Source organism: Pseudomonas sp. W17 (assembly GCF_040268305.1).
Taxonomy (GTDB): domain Bacteria; phylum Pseudomonadota; class Gammaproteobacteria; order Pseudomonadales; family Pseudomonadaceae; genus Aquipseudomonas; species Aquipseudomonas protegens.
The window spans coordinates 5,555,839-5,571,665 of the sequence record NZ_CP158490.1; the positions used below are offsets into that span (position 1 = coordinate 5,555,839).

The 15,827-nt window shown below is 63.6% G+C and carries 13 protein-coding genes; 6 read left to right on the forward strand and 7 right to left on the reverse strand.

The features are described 5' to 3' along the window. The first annotated feature begins 219 nt into the window (after positions 1–219). From gcvH to ABCR88_RS25435, 6 genes are all read left to right on the forward strand, one after another. Positions 220–603 carry a glycine cleavage system protein GcvH gene (gene gcvH / locus ABCR88_RS25410; protein ID WP_041119604.1) on the forward strand — a complete coding sequence of 128 codons (384 nt, stop codon included), beginning with the start codon at positions 220–222 and terminating at the stop codon, positions 601–603. Between the two features lie 9 nt (positions 604–612). Further along, entirely contained in the window at positions 613–3,468 is a 2,856-nt protein-coding gene (gene gcvP, locus ABCR88_RS25415) for an aminomethyl-transferring glycine dehydrogenase (RefSeq protein WP_350023128.1), read from the forward strand. A 178-nt stretch (positions 3,469–3,646) separates the two neighbouring features. Beyond that, complete coding sequence (locus ABCR88_RS25420) at positions 3,647–5,023, forward strand: L-serine ammonia-lyase (protein WP_065365373.1); 1,377 nt, start codon at positions 3,647–3,649, stop codon at positions 5,021–5,023. 40 nt (positions 5,024–5,063) lie between these two features. Further along, positions 5,064–6,188 (forward strand): glycine cleavage system aminomethyltransferase GcvT, encoded by a 1,125-nt coding sequence (gene gcvT, locus ABCR88_RS25425; RefSeq protein WP_350023129.1) that lies wholly within the window; start codon positions 5,064–5,066, stop codon positions 6,186–6,188. Between the two features lie 392 nt (positions 6,189–6,580). Next, positions 6,581–6,793 carry a cold-shock protein gene (locus tag ABCR88_RS25430; protein WP_007977299.1) on the forward strand — a complete coding sequence of 71 codons (213 nt, stop codon included), beginning with the start codon at positions 6,581–6,583 and terminating at the stop codon, positions 6,791–6,793. Between the two features lie 96 nt (positions 6,794–6,889). Beyond that, entirely contained in the window at positions 6,890–7,378 is a 489-nt protein-coding gene (locus tag ABCR88_RS25435) for an RDD family protein (RefSeq protein ID WP_350023130.1), read from the forward strand. 64 nt (positions 7,379–7,442) lie between these two features. On the opposite strand, the gene nadA is transcribed toward ABCR88_RS25435, so the two are convergent. The 7 genes from nadA to ABCR88_RS25470 all read right to left on the reverse strand — a co-directional run bounded on the left by nadA (position 7,443) and on the right by ABCR88_RS25470 (position 15,824). Next, positions 7,443–8,501 carry a quinolinate synthase NadA gene (gene nadA, locus ABCR88_RS25440; RefSeq protein WP_350023131.1) on the reverse strand — a complete coding sequence of 353 codons (1,059 nt, stop codon included), beginning with the start codon at positions 8,499–8,501 and terminating at the stop codon, positions 7,443–7,445. A gap of 173 nt (positions 8,502–8,674) precedes the next feature. After that, the gene (locus tag ABCR88_RS25445; protein WP_350023132.1) at positions 8,675–10,045 is read right to left on the reverse strand and encodes an ATP-binding protein; all 1,371 of its coding nucleotides are present in this window, start codon (positions 10,043–10,045) and stop codon (positions 8,675–8,677) included. After that, complete coding sequence (locus ABCR88_RS25450) at positions 10,021–10,686, reverse strand: response regulator (RefSeq protein WP_019094554.1); 666 nt, start codon at positions 10,684–10,686, stop codon at positions 10,021–10,023. Before ABCR88_RS25450 ends, ABCR88_RS25445 begins: the two co-directional genes overlap by 25 nt. A 110-nt stretch (positions 10,687–10,796) precedes the next feature. After that, on the reverse strand, positions 10,797–11,231 hold the full coding sequence (locus tag ABCR88_RS25455) for a hypothetical protein (protein ID WP_350023133.1): 435 nt from the start codon (positions 11,229–11,231) through the stop codon (positions 10,797–10,799). 28 nt (positions 11,232–11,259) lie between these two features. Then, positions 11,260–12,027, reverse strand: coding sequence for a hypothetical protein (locus ABCR88_RS25460; protein WP_350023134.1), 768 nt, complete (start codon positions 12,025–12,027; stop codon positions 11,260–11,262). Positions 12,028–12,126: 99 nt separating this feature from the next. Next, a complete protein-coding gene (locus ABCR88_RS25465; protein WP_350023135.1) occupies positions 12,127–12,762 on the reverse strand; it encodes a thioesterase domain-containing protein in 636 nt (211 codons plus the stop codon). Continuing rightward, positions 12,759–15,824, reverse strand: coding sequence for a non-ribosomal peptide synthetase (locus tag ABCR88_RS25470; RefSeq protein ID WP_350023136.1), 3,066 nt, complete (start codon positions 15,822–15,824; stop codon positions 12,759–12,761). The genes ABCR88_RS25465 and ABCR88_RS25470 overlap by 4 nt, the downstream gene beginning before the upstream one ends. Positions 15,825–15,827 lie beyond the last annotated feature (3 nt).

Sequence of the window (15,827 nt, forward strand, 5' to 3'; positions counted from 1 at the left end):
CAAGGCTTTGATCCTCAAAGCCTTTTTTCCGCACCCCGTGCTGTAGCGTTTTCGCTACGGCCGTGAAATTCCATTCTCTACAAAAAACACTCAACCCCTTGATTTACAACGGCCAAATAAATATTGGCCGTGTTCTTGCTATGGACATTGCCATTCGGCTCGGCGCTGTCCGAGCATTCAATCGCGTCCACCAGACGAGTCTGGCCCTGAGGAGTTTCCATGAGCGAGTTGCGTTTTACTGAAGATCACGAATGGCTGCGTACCGAAGCGGATGGCAGTGTCACCGTCGGCATTACGGCTTTCGCCCAGAACGCCCTGGGTGATGTGGTGTTTGTGCAACTGCCGGAGCTGCAGGGCTACGACAAGGGCGCCGAAGCCGCCACCGTGGAATCGGTGAAAGCCGCCAGCGGCGTGTACATGCCCCTGGACGGTGAAGTGGTCGCCACCAACCCGGCCCTGGAAGACAGCCCGGAACTGGTCAACGAAGACCCGCTGGGCGAAGGCTGGTTCTTCCGCTTCATCCCTGCCGATGCCGCTGCCGTTGGCCAATTGCTGGATCAGGACACCTACGACCGCCTGATCAAAGCCAGCGCCGAAGCCTGAGGAGCCGCCATGACCGTCAACCTGAGCACCGCCAACGAATTCATCGCGCGCCACATCGGCCCGCGCCAGGGCGATGAGCAAGCCATGCTCAATAGCCTCGGCTTCGACTCCCTGGAAGCCCTGAGCGCCAGCGTGATTCCCGAGAGCATCAAGGGCACCAGCGTGCTGGAGCTGGGCCAGGGCCTGAGCGAAGCCCAGGCCCTGGCCTCGATCAAGGCCATCGCCGCCAGGAACCAGCTGTTCAAGACCTATATCGGCCAGGGCTACTACAACTGCCATACGCCGTCGCCGATCCTGCGCAACCTCCTGGAAAACCCCGCCTGGTACACCGCCTACACCCCGTACCAGCCGGAAATCTCCCAGGGTCGCCTGGAAGCCCTGCTGAATTTCCAGACCCTGATCAGCGACCTGAGCGGCCTGCCGATCGCCAACGCCTCGCTGCTGGACGAAGGCACCGCCGCCGCCGAAGCCATGACCTTCTGCAAGCGCCTGAGCAAGAACAAGGGCAGCCACGCCTTCTTCGCCTCGCAGCATTGCCACCCACAGACCCTCGATGTGCTGCGCACCCGTGCCGAGCCCCTGGGGATCAACGTGGTGGTGGGCGATGAGCGCAAGCTGACCGACGTCAGCCCATTCTTCGGTGCCCTGCTGCAATACCCGGCAAGCAACGGTGACCTGTTCGACTACCGCGAGCTGACCGAGCGTTTCCACGCTGCCAACGCCCTGGTTGCCGTGGCCGCCGACCTGCTGGCCCTGACCCTGCTGACCCCGCCCGGGGAATTCGGCGCCGACGTGGCCATCGGCAGTGCCCAGCGCTTCGGCGTCCCCCTGGGCTTTGGTGGCCCGCATGCGGCCTACTTCGCCACCCGCGATGCCTTCAAGCGCGACATGCCCGGCCGCCTGGTGGGCGTCTCGGTGGACCGTTTCGGCAAGCCGGCCCTGCGCCTGGCCATGCAGACCCGCGAGCAGCATATCCGCCGCGAGAAGGCCACCAGCAACATCTGCACCGCTCAGGTGCTGCTGGCCAACATCGCCAGCATGTATGCCGTGTACCACGGTCCCAAGGGCCTGACCCAGATCGCCCAGCGCATTCACCAACTGACCGCGATCCTGGCCAAGGGCCTGGTCCAGCTGGGCTTGACCGTGGAGCAGGAAAGCTTCTTCGATACCCTGAGCCTGCACACCGCTGGCCGCACCGCTGCGCTGCACGACAAGGCTCGCGCCCAGGGCATCAACCTGCGGGTGATAGACCCCGAGCGCCTGGGCCTGTCCCTGGATGAAACCACCACTCAAGCCGACGTTGAAACCCTGTGGAGCCTGCTGGCCGACGGCAAGCCCGCGCCGGACTTCGCGGCACTCGCGGCGGCGGTCACCAGCGCCATCCCCGCTGCCCTGGTCCGCCAGTCGGCGATCCTCAGCCACCCGGTGTTCAACCGCTATCACTCGGAAACCGAGCTGATGCGCTACCTGCGCAAGCTGGCGGACAAGGACCTGGCCCTGGATCGCACCATGATCCCGCTGGGCTCCTGCACCATGAAGCTCAACGCCGCCAGCGAAATGATCCCCATCACCTGGGCCGAGTTCGGCGCGCTGCACCCCTTCGCTCCCGCCGAGCAAAGCGCCGGCTACCAGCAACTGACCACCGAACTTGAAGCGATGCTGTGCGCTGCCACCGGCTACGACGCGGTGTCGCTGCAGCCCAACGCCGGCTCCCAGGGCGAGTACGCCGGCCTGCTGGCCATTCGTGCCTATCACCAGAGCCGTGGCGACGAGCGCCGCGATATCTGCCTGATTCCCTCCTCGGCCCACGGCACCAACCCGGCCACCGCCAACATGGCCGGCATGCGCGTGGTGGTCACCGCCTGCGACGCCCGCGGCAACGTCGACATCGAGGACCTGCGGGCCAAGGCCATCGAGCACCGCGAGCACCTCGCCGCGCTGATGATCACCTACCCGTCGACCCACGGCGTGTTCGAAGAAGGCATCCGCGAAATCTGCGGCATCATTCACGACAACGGCGGCCAGGTGTACATCGACGGCGCCAACATGAACGCCATGGTCGGTCTCTGCGCGCCGGGCAAGTTCGGTGGCGACGTGTCCCACCTGAACCTGCACAAGACCTTCTGCATTCCCCATGGCGGTGGCGGCCCGGGCGTCGGCCCGATCGGCGTCAAGTCGCACCTGGCACCCTTCCTGCCCGGCCATGCCGCGCTGGAAAACAAGAAAGGCGCGGTCTGTGCCGCTCCGTTCGGCAGCGCCAGCATCCTGCCGATCACCTGGATGTATATCAGCATGATGGGCGGCGCCGGCCTCAAGCGCGCCTCGCAGTTGGCGATCCTCAATGCCAACTACATTTCGCGCCGCCTGGAAGAGCACTACCCGGTGCTCTACACCGGCAGCAACGGCCTGGTGGCCCACGAATGCATCCTCGACCTGCGTCCTTTGAAAGACAGCAGCGGCATCAGCGTGGACGACGTGGCCAAGCGCCTGATCGATTTTGGCTTCCACGCGCCGACCATGTCCTTCCCGGTGGCCGGCACCCTGATGATCGAGCCCACCGAAAGCGAATCCAAGGAAGAACTGGACCGCTTCTGCGACGCCATGATCCGCATCCGCGAAGAAATCCGCGCAGTGGAAAACGGCGCCCTGGACAAGGACGACAACCCGCTGAAGAACGCTCCGCACACCGCGGCCGAACTGGTGGGCGAGTGGTCCCATCCATACAGCCGTGAACAGGCGGTGTACCCAGTGGCATCCCTGGTGGAAGGCAAGTACTGGCCGCCGGTTGGCCGGGTCGACAACGTGTTCGGCGACCGCAATCTGGTGTGCGCCTGCCCTTCGATCGAGAGCTACCAGGACGCGTAAGCCGTCCATCACTGGAGAGCCGTGCCCCTGCAGATACCGCGTATACCTGTAGGAGCCGGCTCGCCGGCGATGAGCGAGCCCCATCAATCGGGTCGAACAGCGCGCCTGGATCGCGGGCAAGCCCGCGCCTACAAGTGCCTGCGTGCCGAGCATCACAATAAGAAACCGGAGAACCAACATGTCCCTGAGCGTGTTCGACCTGTTCAAGATTGGCATCGGCCCCTCCAGCTCCCACACCGTCGGCCCGATGCGCGCCGCCGCGCGCTTTGTCGAAGGCCTGCGCCGTGAAGACCTGCTGAAGGCCACCACCTGCGTCAAGGTCGAGCTGTACGGCTCGCTGGGCGCCACCGGTAAAGGCCACGGCAGCGACAAAGCGGTGCTGCTGGGCCTGGAAGGCGAGCACCCGGACACCGTGAATACCGAAAACATCGCCGCGCGCCTGCAGGAAATACGCAGCAGCGCGCGCCTCAACCTGCTCGGCGAACACAGCATTGCGTTCAACGAGAAAGAACACCTGGCCATGATCCGCAAGCCCCTGGCCTATCACCCCAATGGCATGATCTTTCGTGCCTTCGACAGCGCCGGTTTGCAGATCCGCAGCCGCGAGTACTACTCCGTGGGCGGTGGTTTCGTCGTGGATGAAGATGCCGCCGGGGCCGATCGCATCGTTGAAGACACCACCCGCCTGACCTTCCCTTTCCGCAATGCCAAGGAACTGCTGCAACATTGCGCTACCTATGGCCTGTCCATCAGCCAGGTGATGCTGACCAATGAAAGTGCCTGGCGTCCGGAAGCTGAAACCCGCGCCGGCCTGCTGAAGATCTGGCAGGTGATGCAGGACTGCGTGGATGCCGGCTGCCGCAACGAAGGCATCCTGCCCGGCGGGCTCAAGGTCAAGCGCCGTGCCGCGGCCCTGCACCGCCAGTTGTGCAAGCACCCGGAAGCGGCGCTGCGCGATGCCCTGTCGGTGCTGGACTGGGTCAACCTCTATGCCCTGGCGGTGAATGAAGAAAACGCCAATGGCGGACGGGTGGTCACCGCCCCCACCAATGGCGCGGCCGGAATCATTCCGGCGGTGCTGCACTACTACATGCGCTTCATTCCCGGTGCCAACGAGGACGGGGTGGTGCGTTTTCTCCTCACCGCCGCAGCCATCGGCATCCTCTACAAGGAAAACGCCTCGATCTCCGGCGCCGAAGTCGGCTGCCAGGGTGAAGTGGGCGTGGCCTGCTCGATGGCGGCCGGGGCCTTGTGCGAGGTCCTCGGCGGTAGCGTGCAGCAAGTGGAGAACGCCGCGGAAATCGGCATGGAACACAACCTGGGGCTGACCTGTGACCCCATTGGCGGGTTGGTGCAGGTGCCCTGCATCGAGCGCAACGCCATGGGCTCGGTCAAGGCCATCAATGCGGTGCGCATGGCCCTGCGTGGCGACGGGCAGCACTTCGTCTCCCTCGACAAGGTCATCCGCACCATGCGCCAGACCGGCGCCGACATGAAAAGCAAATACAAGGAAACCGCCCGTGGCGGTCTGGCCGTGAACATTATCGAGTGCTGATACGCAGCCTGTATCCGCACGTTTTTTTCAGGAGTTGCCCATGTCCACCGAAACACTGTTGAAAACCCCGCTGCACAGCCTGCACCTGGAACTCGGCGCCCGCATGGTGCCGTTCGCCGGCTACGACATGCCGGTGCAGTACCCGCTGGGAGTGATGAAGGAGCACCAGCACACCCGTGAACAGGCCGGGCTGTTCGATGTGTCCCACATGGGGCAGATCCTGCTGCGCGGCGCCAATGCCGCCCAGGCCCTGGAGACCCTGGTGCCGGTGGATATCATCGACTTGCCGGTGGGCATGCAGCGCTACGCCATGTTCACCAACGAACAGGGCGGCATCCTCGATGACCTGATGGTGGCCAACCTGGGGGACGAACAGCTGTTCCTGGTGGTCAACGCCGCCTGCAAGGACCAGGACCTGGCCCACCTGCGCCGCCACCTGGGCGAGCAATGCGACATTCAACCGCTGTTCGAGGAACGGGCCCTGCTGGCCCTGCAAGGCCCGGCGGCGGTCACGGTGCTGGCGCGCCTGGCGCCGGAGGTGGCGCAGATGACCTTCATGCAGTTCAAGCCGGTGACCCTGCTGGGCGTGGACTGCTTTGTCAGCCGTTCAGGCTACACCGGCGAAGACGGTTTCGAAATCTCGGTGCCGGCGGCCCAGGCGGGAAAACTCGCCCGTGCCCTGCTGGCCGAGCCGGAAGTAGCGGCCATCGGCCTCGGAGCCCGCGACTCCCTGCGCCTGGAAGCCGGCCTGTGTCTCTATGGCCATGACATGAACAGCGACACCACGCCGATCCAGGCCAGCCTGCTGTGGGCCATCTCCAAGGCACGTCGTGCCGATGGCGCCCGCGCCGGCGGCTTCCCCGGTGCCGAGGTGATCTTTGCCCAACAGCAAGGTGGTGTCAGCCGCAAACGCGTCGGCCTGCTGCCCCAGGAACGCACACCGGTACGTGAAGGTGCAGAGATCGTCGACGCCGAAGGCAAGGTTATCGGCAGCGTGTGCAGCGGCGGTTTTGGTCCGACCCTGGGCGGCCCCTTGGCCATGGGCTACCTCGACATAGAGCACTGCGCACTCGATACGCCAGTTTCAGCAATAGTTCGTGGGAAAAAGGTGCCAATGCTTGTAAGCAAAATGCCATTCGTACCACAACGCTACTACCGCGGCTGAGGGACTGTTTCTATAAGTAACGCGGTTGCGTTAAAAGTGCACTAATCTGTAACGCAACCGCCATAAAACAGTGCATATTTTCGATACTGAACTTCACTTATAACGCCCGAAAACAATTGAACAACTCTATCGAATAAGCCCCGCACGCTAGTTCCGCCAAACCTCGGTAAGCTGAGTAAAACCGGGGCTTCGCGGGGCTTGTTTTTTCTCCCATAGTTGGCGTAGAGTTTCCCCACTGTGTTTGCATGGGTCGCTTGGAATCGTGACCTGGGCAGTAGCTAACAAGTTTGCTACAACCCGTTCGACGTCTCTTACTTTCCTGCAACCCAGCCCAGTACTCTTTCATGAGAATGAGACTGTCATTAATTTTTTAGCGTCAAAGGAAATAAGAAATGTCCCAACGTCAGAGCGGTACCGTCAAGTGGTTTAACGACGAGAAAGGTTTTGGTTTTATCACTCCAGAAAGCGGTCCGGATCTGTTCGTACACTTCCGCGCCATTCAGGGCAACGGCTTCAAGAGCCTGAAAGAAGGCCAAAAAGTGACCTTCATCGCTGTGCAAGGCCAGAAAGGCATGCAGGCTGACGAAGTACAAGCAGAAGCTTAATCGTCTGTAACGAAAAAGCCCCTGATGCTGACATCAGGGGCTTTTTTGTGCGCGCAATTCCGTAAAATGGCTTCTTTTTTCAGTCGAGAGCCTGTCATGTCGAAACATCTGCTAAGCCCCCAAGGCGAATTCCCCGCCGCCGGTCTGGGTCGTCGCCTGGCAGCGATGTTCTATGATTTCCTGCTGTGCGTTGCCCTGCTGATTGTCACGGGCGGCGTCTACAAGCTGATCCAGATGCAGATCATCGGCGAGGCGCGGATGCGTACCCTGACCGAATCCGGCGCCCTGGACGGTGACCCGTTGTACTCCACGGTGCTGCTGTTCGTACTGTTCGGTTTCTTCGCCAAGTTCTGGACCCATTCCGGCCAGACCCTGGGCATGCAGGTCTGGGGTATCCGGGTGCAGAACGCCGACGGCAGCCGTATCAGCCTATGGCAGGCGCTGTTGCGCTTCATGGTGTCGATCGCGTCCTGGCTGTGTGTCGGCCTGGGCTTCTTCTGGGTGCTGGTGGACAAGCAGAAACGCAGCTGGCACGACATCTACTCCAACAGCCAGCTGGTGCGCATTCCCAAGCAGAAGAAGTAAGCCCGCCGCCTACAAAAACGCCCCGACAGATCGGGGCGTTTTTTTAAGCGAGCAGAAGTACCGATCAGGCGTTGCCCGCCAGTTTCATCCGCGCGGCCTGGGTGAAGTCCAGCATGCGCTTCAGAGGGCGGAGCGCATTGGGGATCAGCGCCGGGTCGACGCTGATCTCGTTGCTGCCATCCTTCAGGCACTGCAGGGTACGCTCCAGGGTATTCATGGCCATCCAAGGGCAATGGGCACAACTGCGGCACGCCGCACCATTGCCGGCCGTCGGCGCCTCGATGAACACCTTGTCCGGGCACAGCTGCTGCATCTTGTAGAAGATGCCGCGGTCGGTGGCGACGATGAAGGTCTTGTTCGGCAGGCGCTGCGCGGCAGCAATCAGCTGACTGGTGGAGCCCACCGCATCGGCCAGTTCGATCACCGAGCTGGGGGACTCCGGGTGCACCAGAATGGCCGCATCCGGATACAGCGCCTTCATGTCTTCCAGCTGCTTGGACTTGAACTCCTCGTGAACGATGCAGGCACCGTCCCAGAGCAGTATGTCGGCACCGGTCTGGCGCTGGATGTAGGTGCCCAGGTGCTTGTCGGGGCCCCAAATGATCTTCTCGCCGTTATCCATCAGGCTTTCAACGATTTCCAGGGCGCAACTGGACGTCACCACCCAGTCAGCACGGGCTTTGACCGCCGCCGACGTGTTGGCATAGACCACCACGGTGCGCTCGGGATGCTGGTCGCAGAAGGCCGAGAACTCCTCCACCGGGCAGCCAAGGTCAAGGGAGCAGGTGGCTTCCAGGGTCGGCATCAACACCCGTTTTTCAGGGTTGAGAATCTTCGCCGTCTCACCCATGAAGCGGACCCCGGCCACCAGCACGGTCTTGGCCGGATGGGCATTGCCGAAGCGGGCCATTTCCAGGGAGTCGGACACGCAACCGCCGGTTTCTTCGGCCAGGGCCTGAATCACCGGATCACAGTAGAAGTGTGCAACCAGCACCGCATCCTGAGCCTTGAGCTCGGCAGCGATGGCGGCACGCAGATGGGCCTCTTGCGCAGCGCTCAAGGGTTTGGGCTGCTTGGCGTCGAGGTGGGCTTGAACCAGAAGGCGTTCAGAAATTTGCGTCATGTTCGCAAGACCTGCAGGCGCTTGAGGCGCGAAAGTCGAGTATACCACCGGCTCCGGACCGCTTAAGGCCCCGCCGGGAGAGTGAGTTCATCAGGTACGGACAACATTGGAGCCGCGCAAGGCTACAGAATATCCAGGGTATTCAAAAGCCTATTCTGCCCAACAGCCGCGCCCTACCCTGCCGGCGGCGCCTGCACCCGGGCAAAAGCCACCGTCACACACAACCCGCGTTTGGCCCGTTGGTCGGAGTAATCCAGCCAGACCCGGCCGGCATGCCGATCGGCAATGGCCTTGACGATGGCCAGCCCCAGCCCGGAGCCCACTTCATCGCTGCCCAGCCCGCGATGGAAAGGGTCGAACACGCGCTCGCGCTCAGCCAAGGCAATACCCGGCCCCGAGTCGCTGACCTGCAGCAGGATCTCGTCCTGCACCTGGGCCACCGACAGGTCTACCCGCCCACCTTGCGGGCTATAGCGGATGGCGTTGTCCACCAGGTTCTTCACCAGGGTCAACAGGTCCTCCTGGCTGATCAGCACTTGCCTGTCCGGCCCACCTTCCAGGCCGATATCGATCGCCTTGTCCTCCGCCAGGGGCAGCAGGTCCTCCAGCACCCGGCGGTACACCCCGTGCACCGAGACCGGCTCAACTCGGCCATTGATGGCCGATTGTGCAGACGCCAGCCCGAGCAATTGATCGATCAGCTTCCTGCCGCGCTCGATCCCCCGGCGCAACAGTTGCAGGCGCTCCCGAGCCAGGCTGGGCATCTCCACCGATGCCAGGCGCTCGGCTTGCAGGGACAAGGCCGTCAGCGGCGAGCGCAATTCATGGGCGGCATCCGCCACGAAACGCCGCTGCGTCGTCATGGACTGAGTCACCCGCAGCAACAGGCGATTGATGGCCCGCACGAAAGGCCGCACCTCGGTCGGCAGATGGCGCTCGTCGATCGGGTGCAACTCCTGCTCGTCACGCAGATCGATCTCGGCCGCCAACTGCTCGATGGGACGAAACAGTTTGCGCACCAGATCGGCAATCACCAGCAACAGCACGGGAAACAGGATCAGGAAGGGCAACAGTCCACGCCAAGCGCTTTCCCGCGCATCCCTGTCACGAGCGCCGGTTTCCTGGGCCACGGCAATCCGCAGGCCGGCGCTGGTGGTCTTGACCAGCACCCGAAACGGCTCGCCGCCCACCGTCAGGGTCGACAGACCGTCCGCCAGGGTGGTGGGCAGCGGCAGGGGGATATCGGCATCACTGTCCGCCGCCGCCCTGGCGCCATCGGCCAGGTATTGAACGATCACCCTGGATTCCTCGTTATCGTCGGCGACGACCTGCCCCGGCTGCGGGTAGGCCAGGGTCATGTGCTGGCGCTCGAACAGCGCGGCCACCTGGCGCAGGGTGTTGTCCTGCATCTCCAGGGCCTCGTCGAAGGCCGAGACATAAGCAAAGACTCCGGCCAACAGCGCTACGATCAGCACCGCCACTGACAGGGCAATGGACAGCCTGAGCTGGACCGACTCGCTCAGACGTCTTTTGAAACCATCCATCCCATCCCCCTGACGTTCTTGATCACCTGGCTTCCCAACTTGCGGCGCAAGGCATGGATCAGGAACTCCACCGCATTGCTTTCCACCTCCTCGCCCCAGCCGTAGATGCGGTCTTCCAGCTCGCTACGGGAAAGAATCGCCCCCGGGCGGATCAACAGCGCCTGCAACAAGGCGAATTCGCGGTTCGACAGCTGCACCGCAGGCTGCTCGAACGAGCTTGCCTGTTTCGATACCGGGTCCAGCGAGACCACACCATTGCCCAGCAGCGGTGCCGCGCTACCGCCTTTGCGACGCATGACCGCACGCATTCGCGCCAGCAGCTCGGCCATGGCGAAGGGCTTGAGCAGGTAGTCGTCCGCGCCGCCGTCCAGGCCTCGCAGCCGGTCATCGAGGCTGTCACGAGCGGTAATGATCAACAGCGGCACCGGGTTGTTACGGCGGCGAATACTGTCGAGCACCTGCAACCCGTCCTTGCCGGGCAGGCCGAGGTCGAGCAGCACCTGATCGTAATGCTGGCTGTCCAGGGCAGCCAGGGCGGTCACCCCATCGCTGACCCAGTCGGCGGCGTAGCCTGCATCCTTGAGGGCGCCCTGTATCGCCTCGGCGATCATCCCGTCGTCCTCCACCAGCAAGATCCGCATAGTGCCTCCGTAGTGAAACGGGCCCGGCCTGCGCTTGAGCAAGGCCGGGCCCGGGTCGAGTCCCCCCAAGGGTAATCACTCGCCTGCCGGTCTGCTGGAAAAGATGAGGGTCAGGCCTTGCCTTGCAAGCGACTGAACGTTGCCAGCAGATCGTCCATCGCCGACTTGCACTCGGCCTGCTGCGGGGTGCCGGCGCGCAGGGCGTCCAGTGCGCGGTCGATGCCCTTGTCCAACACATGCCAGTCACCGGCGGCACGGGGCTTCAAGCCGGCTTCGGCGGAGTCCCAGGCAACTTCCAGATCCTTGATCCGGCGCTTCGCCCCCGCCAGGTCCTGCTTGTCCACCAAGCCGGCAACATCACGGGCGATGGCCTGGAACTCGGCCAGGTCGCCCAGCCTGGAGGCCGTGGCCGCGGTAGCCTGGGCTGAATCGGCAGTGCCGGGCTTGGGCGTATCGGCAGGCTTGGAACACCCCGCGGCCAGCCCCAGCAGGGCAATCATGGAAAGGGTCGTGGTGTAGCGAATGGCAGAGCGAATAAAGGCCATGATGAGTCCTTGAGTGAGGGTCGGATAATCAGTGGGAAAGGCGCTGACGGTTGTTGACGTTGAGCTGCGCGACGGTCACCAGCAAAAGAATCACGCAGAGGAAGATCGCGCTGGTCCAGGTGGCACCCAGGCCCAGGCCACCGTAGGTCTTGGCTTGTGTCAGCAGGTCACCGAGGGCGGCGCCAAAAGGTCGGGTGAGGATGTAGGCGATCCAGAAGGTCAGCACCGCATTGCCCCCCAGGCGCCAGGCCACCAGGGTCACGGTAATCAGTGCGGCAAAGATCAGCGCTCCCAGGGTAAAGCCGAGCCCCAGTGCCTCGGTGGCCAGGTCCCCGGCGGCGGTTCCCAGGGCGAAGGTGCAGAGCACCGTGGCCCAGTAGAACAGCTCGCGTCGCGGGGTAACGATCTGGCGGATCGACAGATTGTGCTCAACGGCGTACCAGACAGCAAAATTGACCGCCAACAAGCCTGCAAACACTGCGGTGCTGAGGTACAGGCTGATGCCCAGCTGATCGGTGAGCACATCGGTGATCTGGGTCCCGACAATGCTCACCAGGACCACGCTCAGCCAGTAGATCCACGGTGTGTAGGCCCGGCTGCGGAACTGCGCGAACAGCGCCAGCCCCAGCAACAGGGCCATGCCGATGCTGGTCACGCCCTGCCCCAGGCCGGCGTCGACGGCCAGGTAGTCGGCGCAGGTTTCGCCCACGGTGGTGGACATGATCTTGATGATCCAGAAGGACAGCGTCACCTCCGGAACCTTGTTCAGCCAATCGGTCTTGCTCAGCGGCTTCATCGGGTGCCTCTCCATAACGGCGTGTGTATTGGCGCGAGGCAGAGGCTACGAGGGAAAACTTAGCTGGAACTGAGGGCACCCCGAACGGGCCGGCTTCGATCACCAAACAATGCGCTGCAAGGCCCCAGGGTCCAGCAGCCAGGTGAGCACATCAGGGCTATTGATCACCGAGCCATGGTGGCGCTGCTCGTCCCGCCAGTAGCGATTGTCCTGGGTCGGATCGAGCCCCAGGCCCGGGACCAGCCCCTCGGCACTGCGCCCGGCGGACAACAGCACATCCACCGCGCGCCCCTTCAGCGGCACCGCCTGCCATTGGGACAGCAGCAGGATATTGCCGTGCACGCACTCGCGATTGACCAACTGCGCGTCCACCAGGTCATCGACGTAGGCATACTGCGGATCGGCCGCCAAACGCCGGGCAATGGCGTCAGGGGCCAACCCTCGAAGCTCGGCCAGCAGCGGCGGGTCCACCAACAGCAGCGGCCTGGCGGGCGCCGTGCTGCGGGCCACGCAACAGGCCGCCACATAAGCGCCGAAGGAGTAGCCGAGCACCGCGTCCAGGGTCGTCAGCTCATGCTCTTGGGCAATCTGCCGGGCCAGGTCTTCGACACTGGAATAGGGCCAGTAGTCGCTGTAGTTGACCTGCACCAGCGACACCCGCCCCTTGAGTGCCCGGCCCAGGGCGGAAAAACAGATTGGATGGCCGACGAAGTCGGGAAAGCAGATCAGTTTCATTGACGTTGCCCCGCCGCGACAAAGGATTCGAGAAATGCCCTGGCCTGCGGCTCGGGCAGATAGCTGTTGAGCAGCACTTCGCAGCCCAGCGCCGACTTGACCACCGTCAGGTCGAGCAGGGTCTTGGGCCACTCGCTAACCGGGTTGGCAATCCGCGTTTGCAACCACCGGGCGTCACTGGCCGGCAGCTCGACGAAATTGCACAGGAACGCCGGAGCAAGGCCGTACAGGCCCAGGGCCGCGAGTATTTCCTCGTAGCCCAAGGCCGCCCGGGCCAGCTTGGCATTCAGGTAATCCATGCAGGCCTGTGGCTCGCAGCCTTCGGCGAAGCGCCCGGGAGCCAGGGGCACGGGCACCGTGTAACTGGAGAATCCGCTGATCACCGAACGCTCAGCCCAGGCGAACAATAGATTGATGATCGGCGCCTCTATTCCCAAGCCCTCGGCACAGCCCTGGCGAAACGCCTGCAACAGGTGGAACAGACGCTGCGGCGAGGCCAGCTTCATCGGATCCATGGCCAGTGCCGCCCGCAACTGCAGCGCCTGGGCAGTGGCCGCCGGCGCCGGGACATCGGCCAATGGCGCGTACTCCTCGGCCTCTTGCTCCCAGGCCTCGGTGCCGGCATCTGCCAGACGCTCATATTCCTCGGCCTGCATCAGGTTATTGCCGACAAAGGAAAAATCCGCCACCGGCGGCGACTGCACGCCCAGCGCCAACTGTTCCACGCTGCGCAGCAGGCTCAACTGGCCGACATGGTTGCCAAGGATGTGGTGCAACCACAGCCCCAGGTGCAAGGTGCCGTCGATGCGCACCTTGAGCAGGCTGCACAGGTCCTGCTCGAACAGTGACAGCGGCCGCTCAAGGAAATGCTCCACACAGGCCTGCTGGCTGGGAAACTCCGCCACAGGCTCCAGCCACAGGCGCGCCGGCGGCTCGGGGGCCAGATCAAAACAGTACTCGCCCTCGACCCGCGCCACCCGACAGCCCGCCAGTGGATAGCGCTGCTTCAAGCCCTGGGCCAACGCCTGCAGGTCCAGCCCGGCGGCCGGCAATTGCTCGGGCCGGAACAGGTAGAGCACGTTGTTGGCCCGTAGATCCTTGTTGAACAGTTCGGCATACACCATCGACAACTGGCTCTTGTTCAAGCCGATCCAGCGGCTGTCGCCGGCAGCCGGCAACCGCCCGGAACCGCTGCGCAGCGCCTCCCGGGCGTGGCTGGCGGAGGTGGCGCGGACCACGGCAAAACGCCCCAGGTGAGTATGGATCGAAAACCCTGCATGGGCGGCGGGCAAGGACTCCTGCTCCGACTCGATCACGTAGTACTCCTGCGCACCGCTTTCCAGCAGGGACGCCAGGCCGGGTTGGGCCTGTAGCCAGTCCAGCAACTGGCCCAGGGTGGCCATGCGGTAGAACTGCTCCAGGCCCAGGCCTTCCCAGCGCAAGTGACGGTTCACCGTGCCCACCAGCTTGATCGCCGCCAGCGAGTTGCCACCGCTGTCGAAGAAGCTGCGCTGCAGGTCATGAGCCGACACGCCGAAACGCGCGAGAAAACGCCCTGCCGGCGAGTCGTCCGTTTCAGTGGCCGGCTGCCCGAGACACAGGCGCTGCTTGAGCTCAGCAATATCCAGCTTGCCGGAAGAACGCAGGGCAAAGCGCTCAGTCTCGACAAATCGCGACGGAACCATGAACGGCGGTAGGCTTTGCCGGCCATAGTCGGCCAGCGCCCGGGGCTCGACCCCAGGCGCCTTGAGGTACACCAGCAGCAACTGCGCTTCGGTTCCCTGGTCATCCAGCAACACCACACAATCGAGCATTCCCGGGTAACGCTTGAAGGCGGCGGCGACCTCGGTCAGCGACAGGCGCTGGCCACGCAGCTTGATCTGGTCATCGCTGCGACCATGAAAGTGATAGAGCCCCTGGCCATCCCGTGAAACCAGGTCGCCACTGCGGTAGCAACGCAGCGTCCGGCCCTGCCATGGCAGGTCGATGAAGCGCTCCCGGGTCAGCTCGGCATCCCCCAGATACCCCGGGGACAAGCCGCCCCCGGCGATCAGTAGCTCGCCGGGTTCATCCACCTCGCACGGCTGCCCGTCAGGGCGCAGCAGCAACAGGGTGGCATCGTCCACGGCCTGGCCGATGGGAATGTCCCGGGTGCTGTCGAAGCTGCGGGGAATGGCATAGACACAGGTACCCATGGTGTTTTCCGTGGGGCCATAACCGTTGTAGAGAACCAGCTCATCGGCGGCAGCATAGGCCTGGCGGACATGCCCTGCGGACAGGACCTCACCGCCGACCATCAGCCGCTTGACGCCCCGCAGCCAGCCGCGATCGATATCGACGAAGGTGTTGAACAGGGTCGAGGTCAGCCACAGGCTGTCGACCCCGGCCTCGTGGATGTACCGATGCAGGTGTTCCAGGGTCAGGGCGCCGGGAACATGGATATGCAATTCGCCGCCATTGAGCAGCGCGGTCCAGATCTCGAACTGCGAGGCGTCGAAGGTCAGGTTCGAGGCGTACAGCATGCGAAAGCCCGGCTGCAGCGGAAAATGTCGCGGCCGGTAGCAGAACCCCAACACCCCGCGATGGGTACAGGGAATGATCTTCGGCGCGCCGGTGGTACCGCTGGAAAAGTTCACGTACACCGGCTCGGCGCCGCATAGCGGCGGCCAGCACGCAGCCTCGTCCGTGGGCGCGAGCAACTCATCCAGCGCCAGATACCCCGGGCCACCGGCAACCTCCGGCGTGACCCGCCAGCGCACGCCACTGCGTTCACACACCGACTGGTTCCACTGGGGCGGGTTGTTGCGGTCCAGATAGCAGTACGACAGGCCGGCCCGCACCATACCCACCAGCAGCACCAGTTGTTCAATCGAGCGTTCCACCTCCAGGCCCAGGGTGCTGCCAGGCGTCAGGCCCAAGCCCAGCAAGCGGGCCGCCACCTGTGCCGAACGCTGTTCCAGCTCCCGGTAGCTGAGCCGTGCGCCGTTGCAGCTCAGCGCGGTATCCGTGGCATGCCGGGCGAAGACGTCGTTCAGGCACGAAGCAATAGATAGATGAGCCATGCC

Bases quoted from the DNA above. Each gene is read 5' to 3' on its own strand.
- ABCR88_RS25460 (WP_350023134.1), bottom strand. From the start codon at position 12,027: ATGAAGCCGCTGAGCAAGACCGATTGGCTGAACAAGGTTCCGGAGGTG.
- ABCR88_RS25455 (WP_350023133.1), bottom strand. From the start codon at position 11,231: ATGGCCTTTATTCGCTCTGCCATTCGCTACACCACGACCCTTTCCATG.
- ABCR88_RS25420 (WP_065365373.1), top strand. From the start codon at position 3,647: ATGTCCCTGAGCGTGTTCGACCTGTTCAAGATTGGCATCGGCCCCTCC.
- nadA (WP_350023131.1), bottom strand. From the start codon at position 8,501: ATGACGCAAATTTCTGAACGCCTTCTGGTTCAAGCCCACCTCGACGCC.
- ABCR88_RS25445 (WP_350023132.1), bottom strand. From the start codon at position 10,045: ATGGATGGTTTCAAAAGACGTCTGAGCGAGTCGGTCCAGCTCAGGCTG.
- gcvH (WP_041119604.1), top strand. From the start codon at position 220: ATGAGCGAGTTGCGTTTTACTGAAGATCACGAATGGCTGCGTACCGAA.
- ABCR88_RS25450 (WP_019094554.1), bottom strand. From the start codon at position 10,686: ATGCGGATCTTGCTGGTGGAGGACGACGGGATGATCGCCGAGGCGATA.
- gcvT (WP_350023129.1), top strand. From the start codon at position 5,064: ATGTCCACCGAAACACTGTTGAAAACCCCGCTGCACAGCCTGCACCTG.
- ABCR88_RS25470 (WP_350023136.1), bottom strand. From the start codon at position 15,824: ATGGCTCATCTATCTATTGCTTCGTGCCTGAACGACGTCTTCGCCCGG.
- ABCR88_RS25435 (WP_350023130.1), top strand. From the start codon at position 6,890: ATGTCGAAACATCTGCTAAGCCCCCAAGGCGAATTCCCCGCCGCCGGT.
- ABCR88_RS25465 (WP_350023135.1), bottom strand. From the start codon at position 12,762: ATGAAACTGATCTGCTTTCCCGACTTCGTCGGCCATCCAATCTGTTTT.
- gcvP (WP_350023128.1), top strand. From the start codon at position 613: ATGACCGTCAACCTGAGCACCGCCAACGAATTCATCGCGCGCCACATC.
- ABCR88_RS25430 (WP_007977299.1), top strand. From the start codon at position 6,581: ATGTCCCAACGTCAGAGCGGTACCGTCAAGTGGTTTAACGACGAGAAA.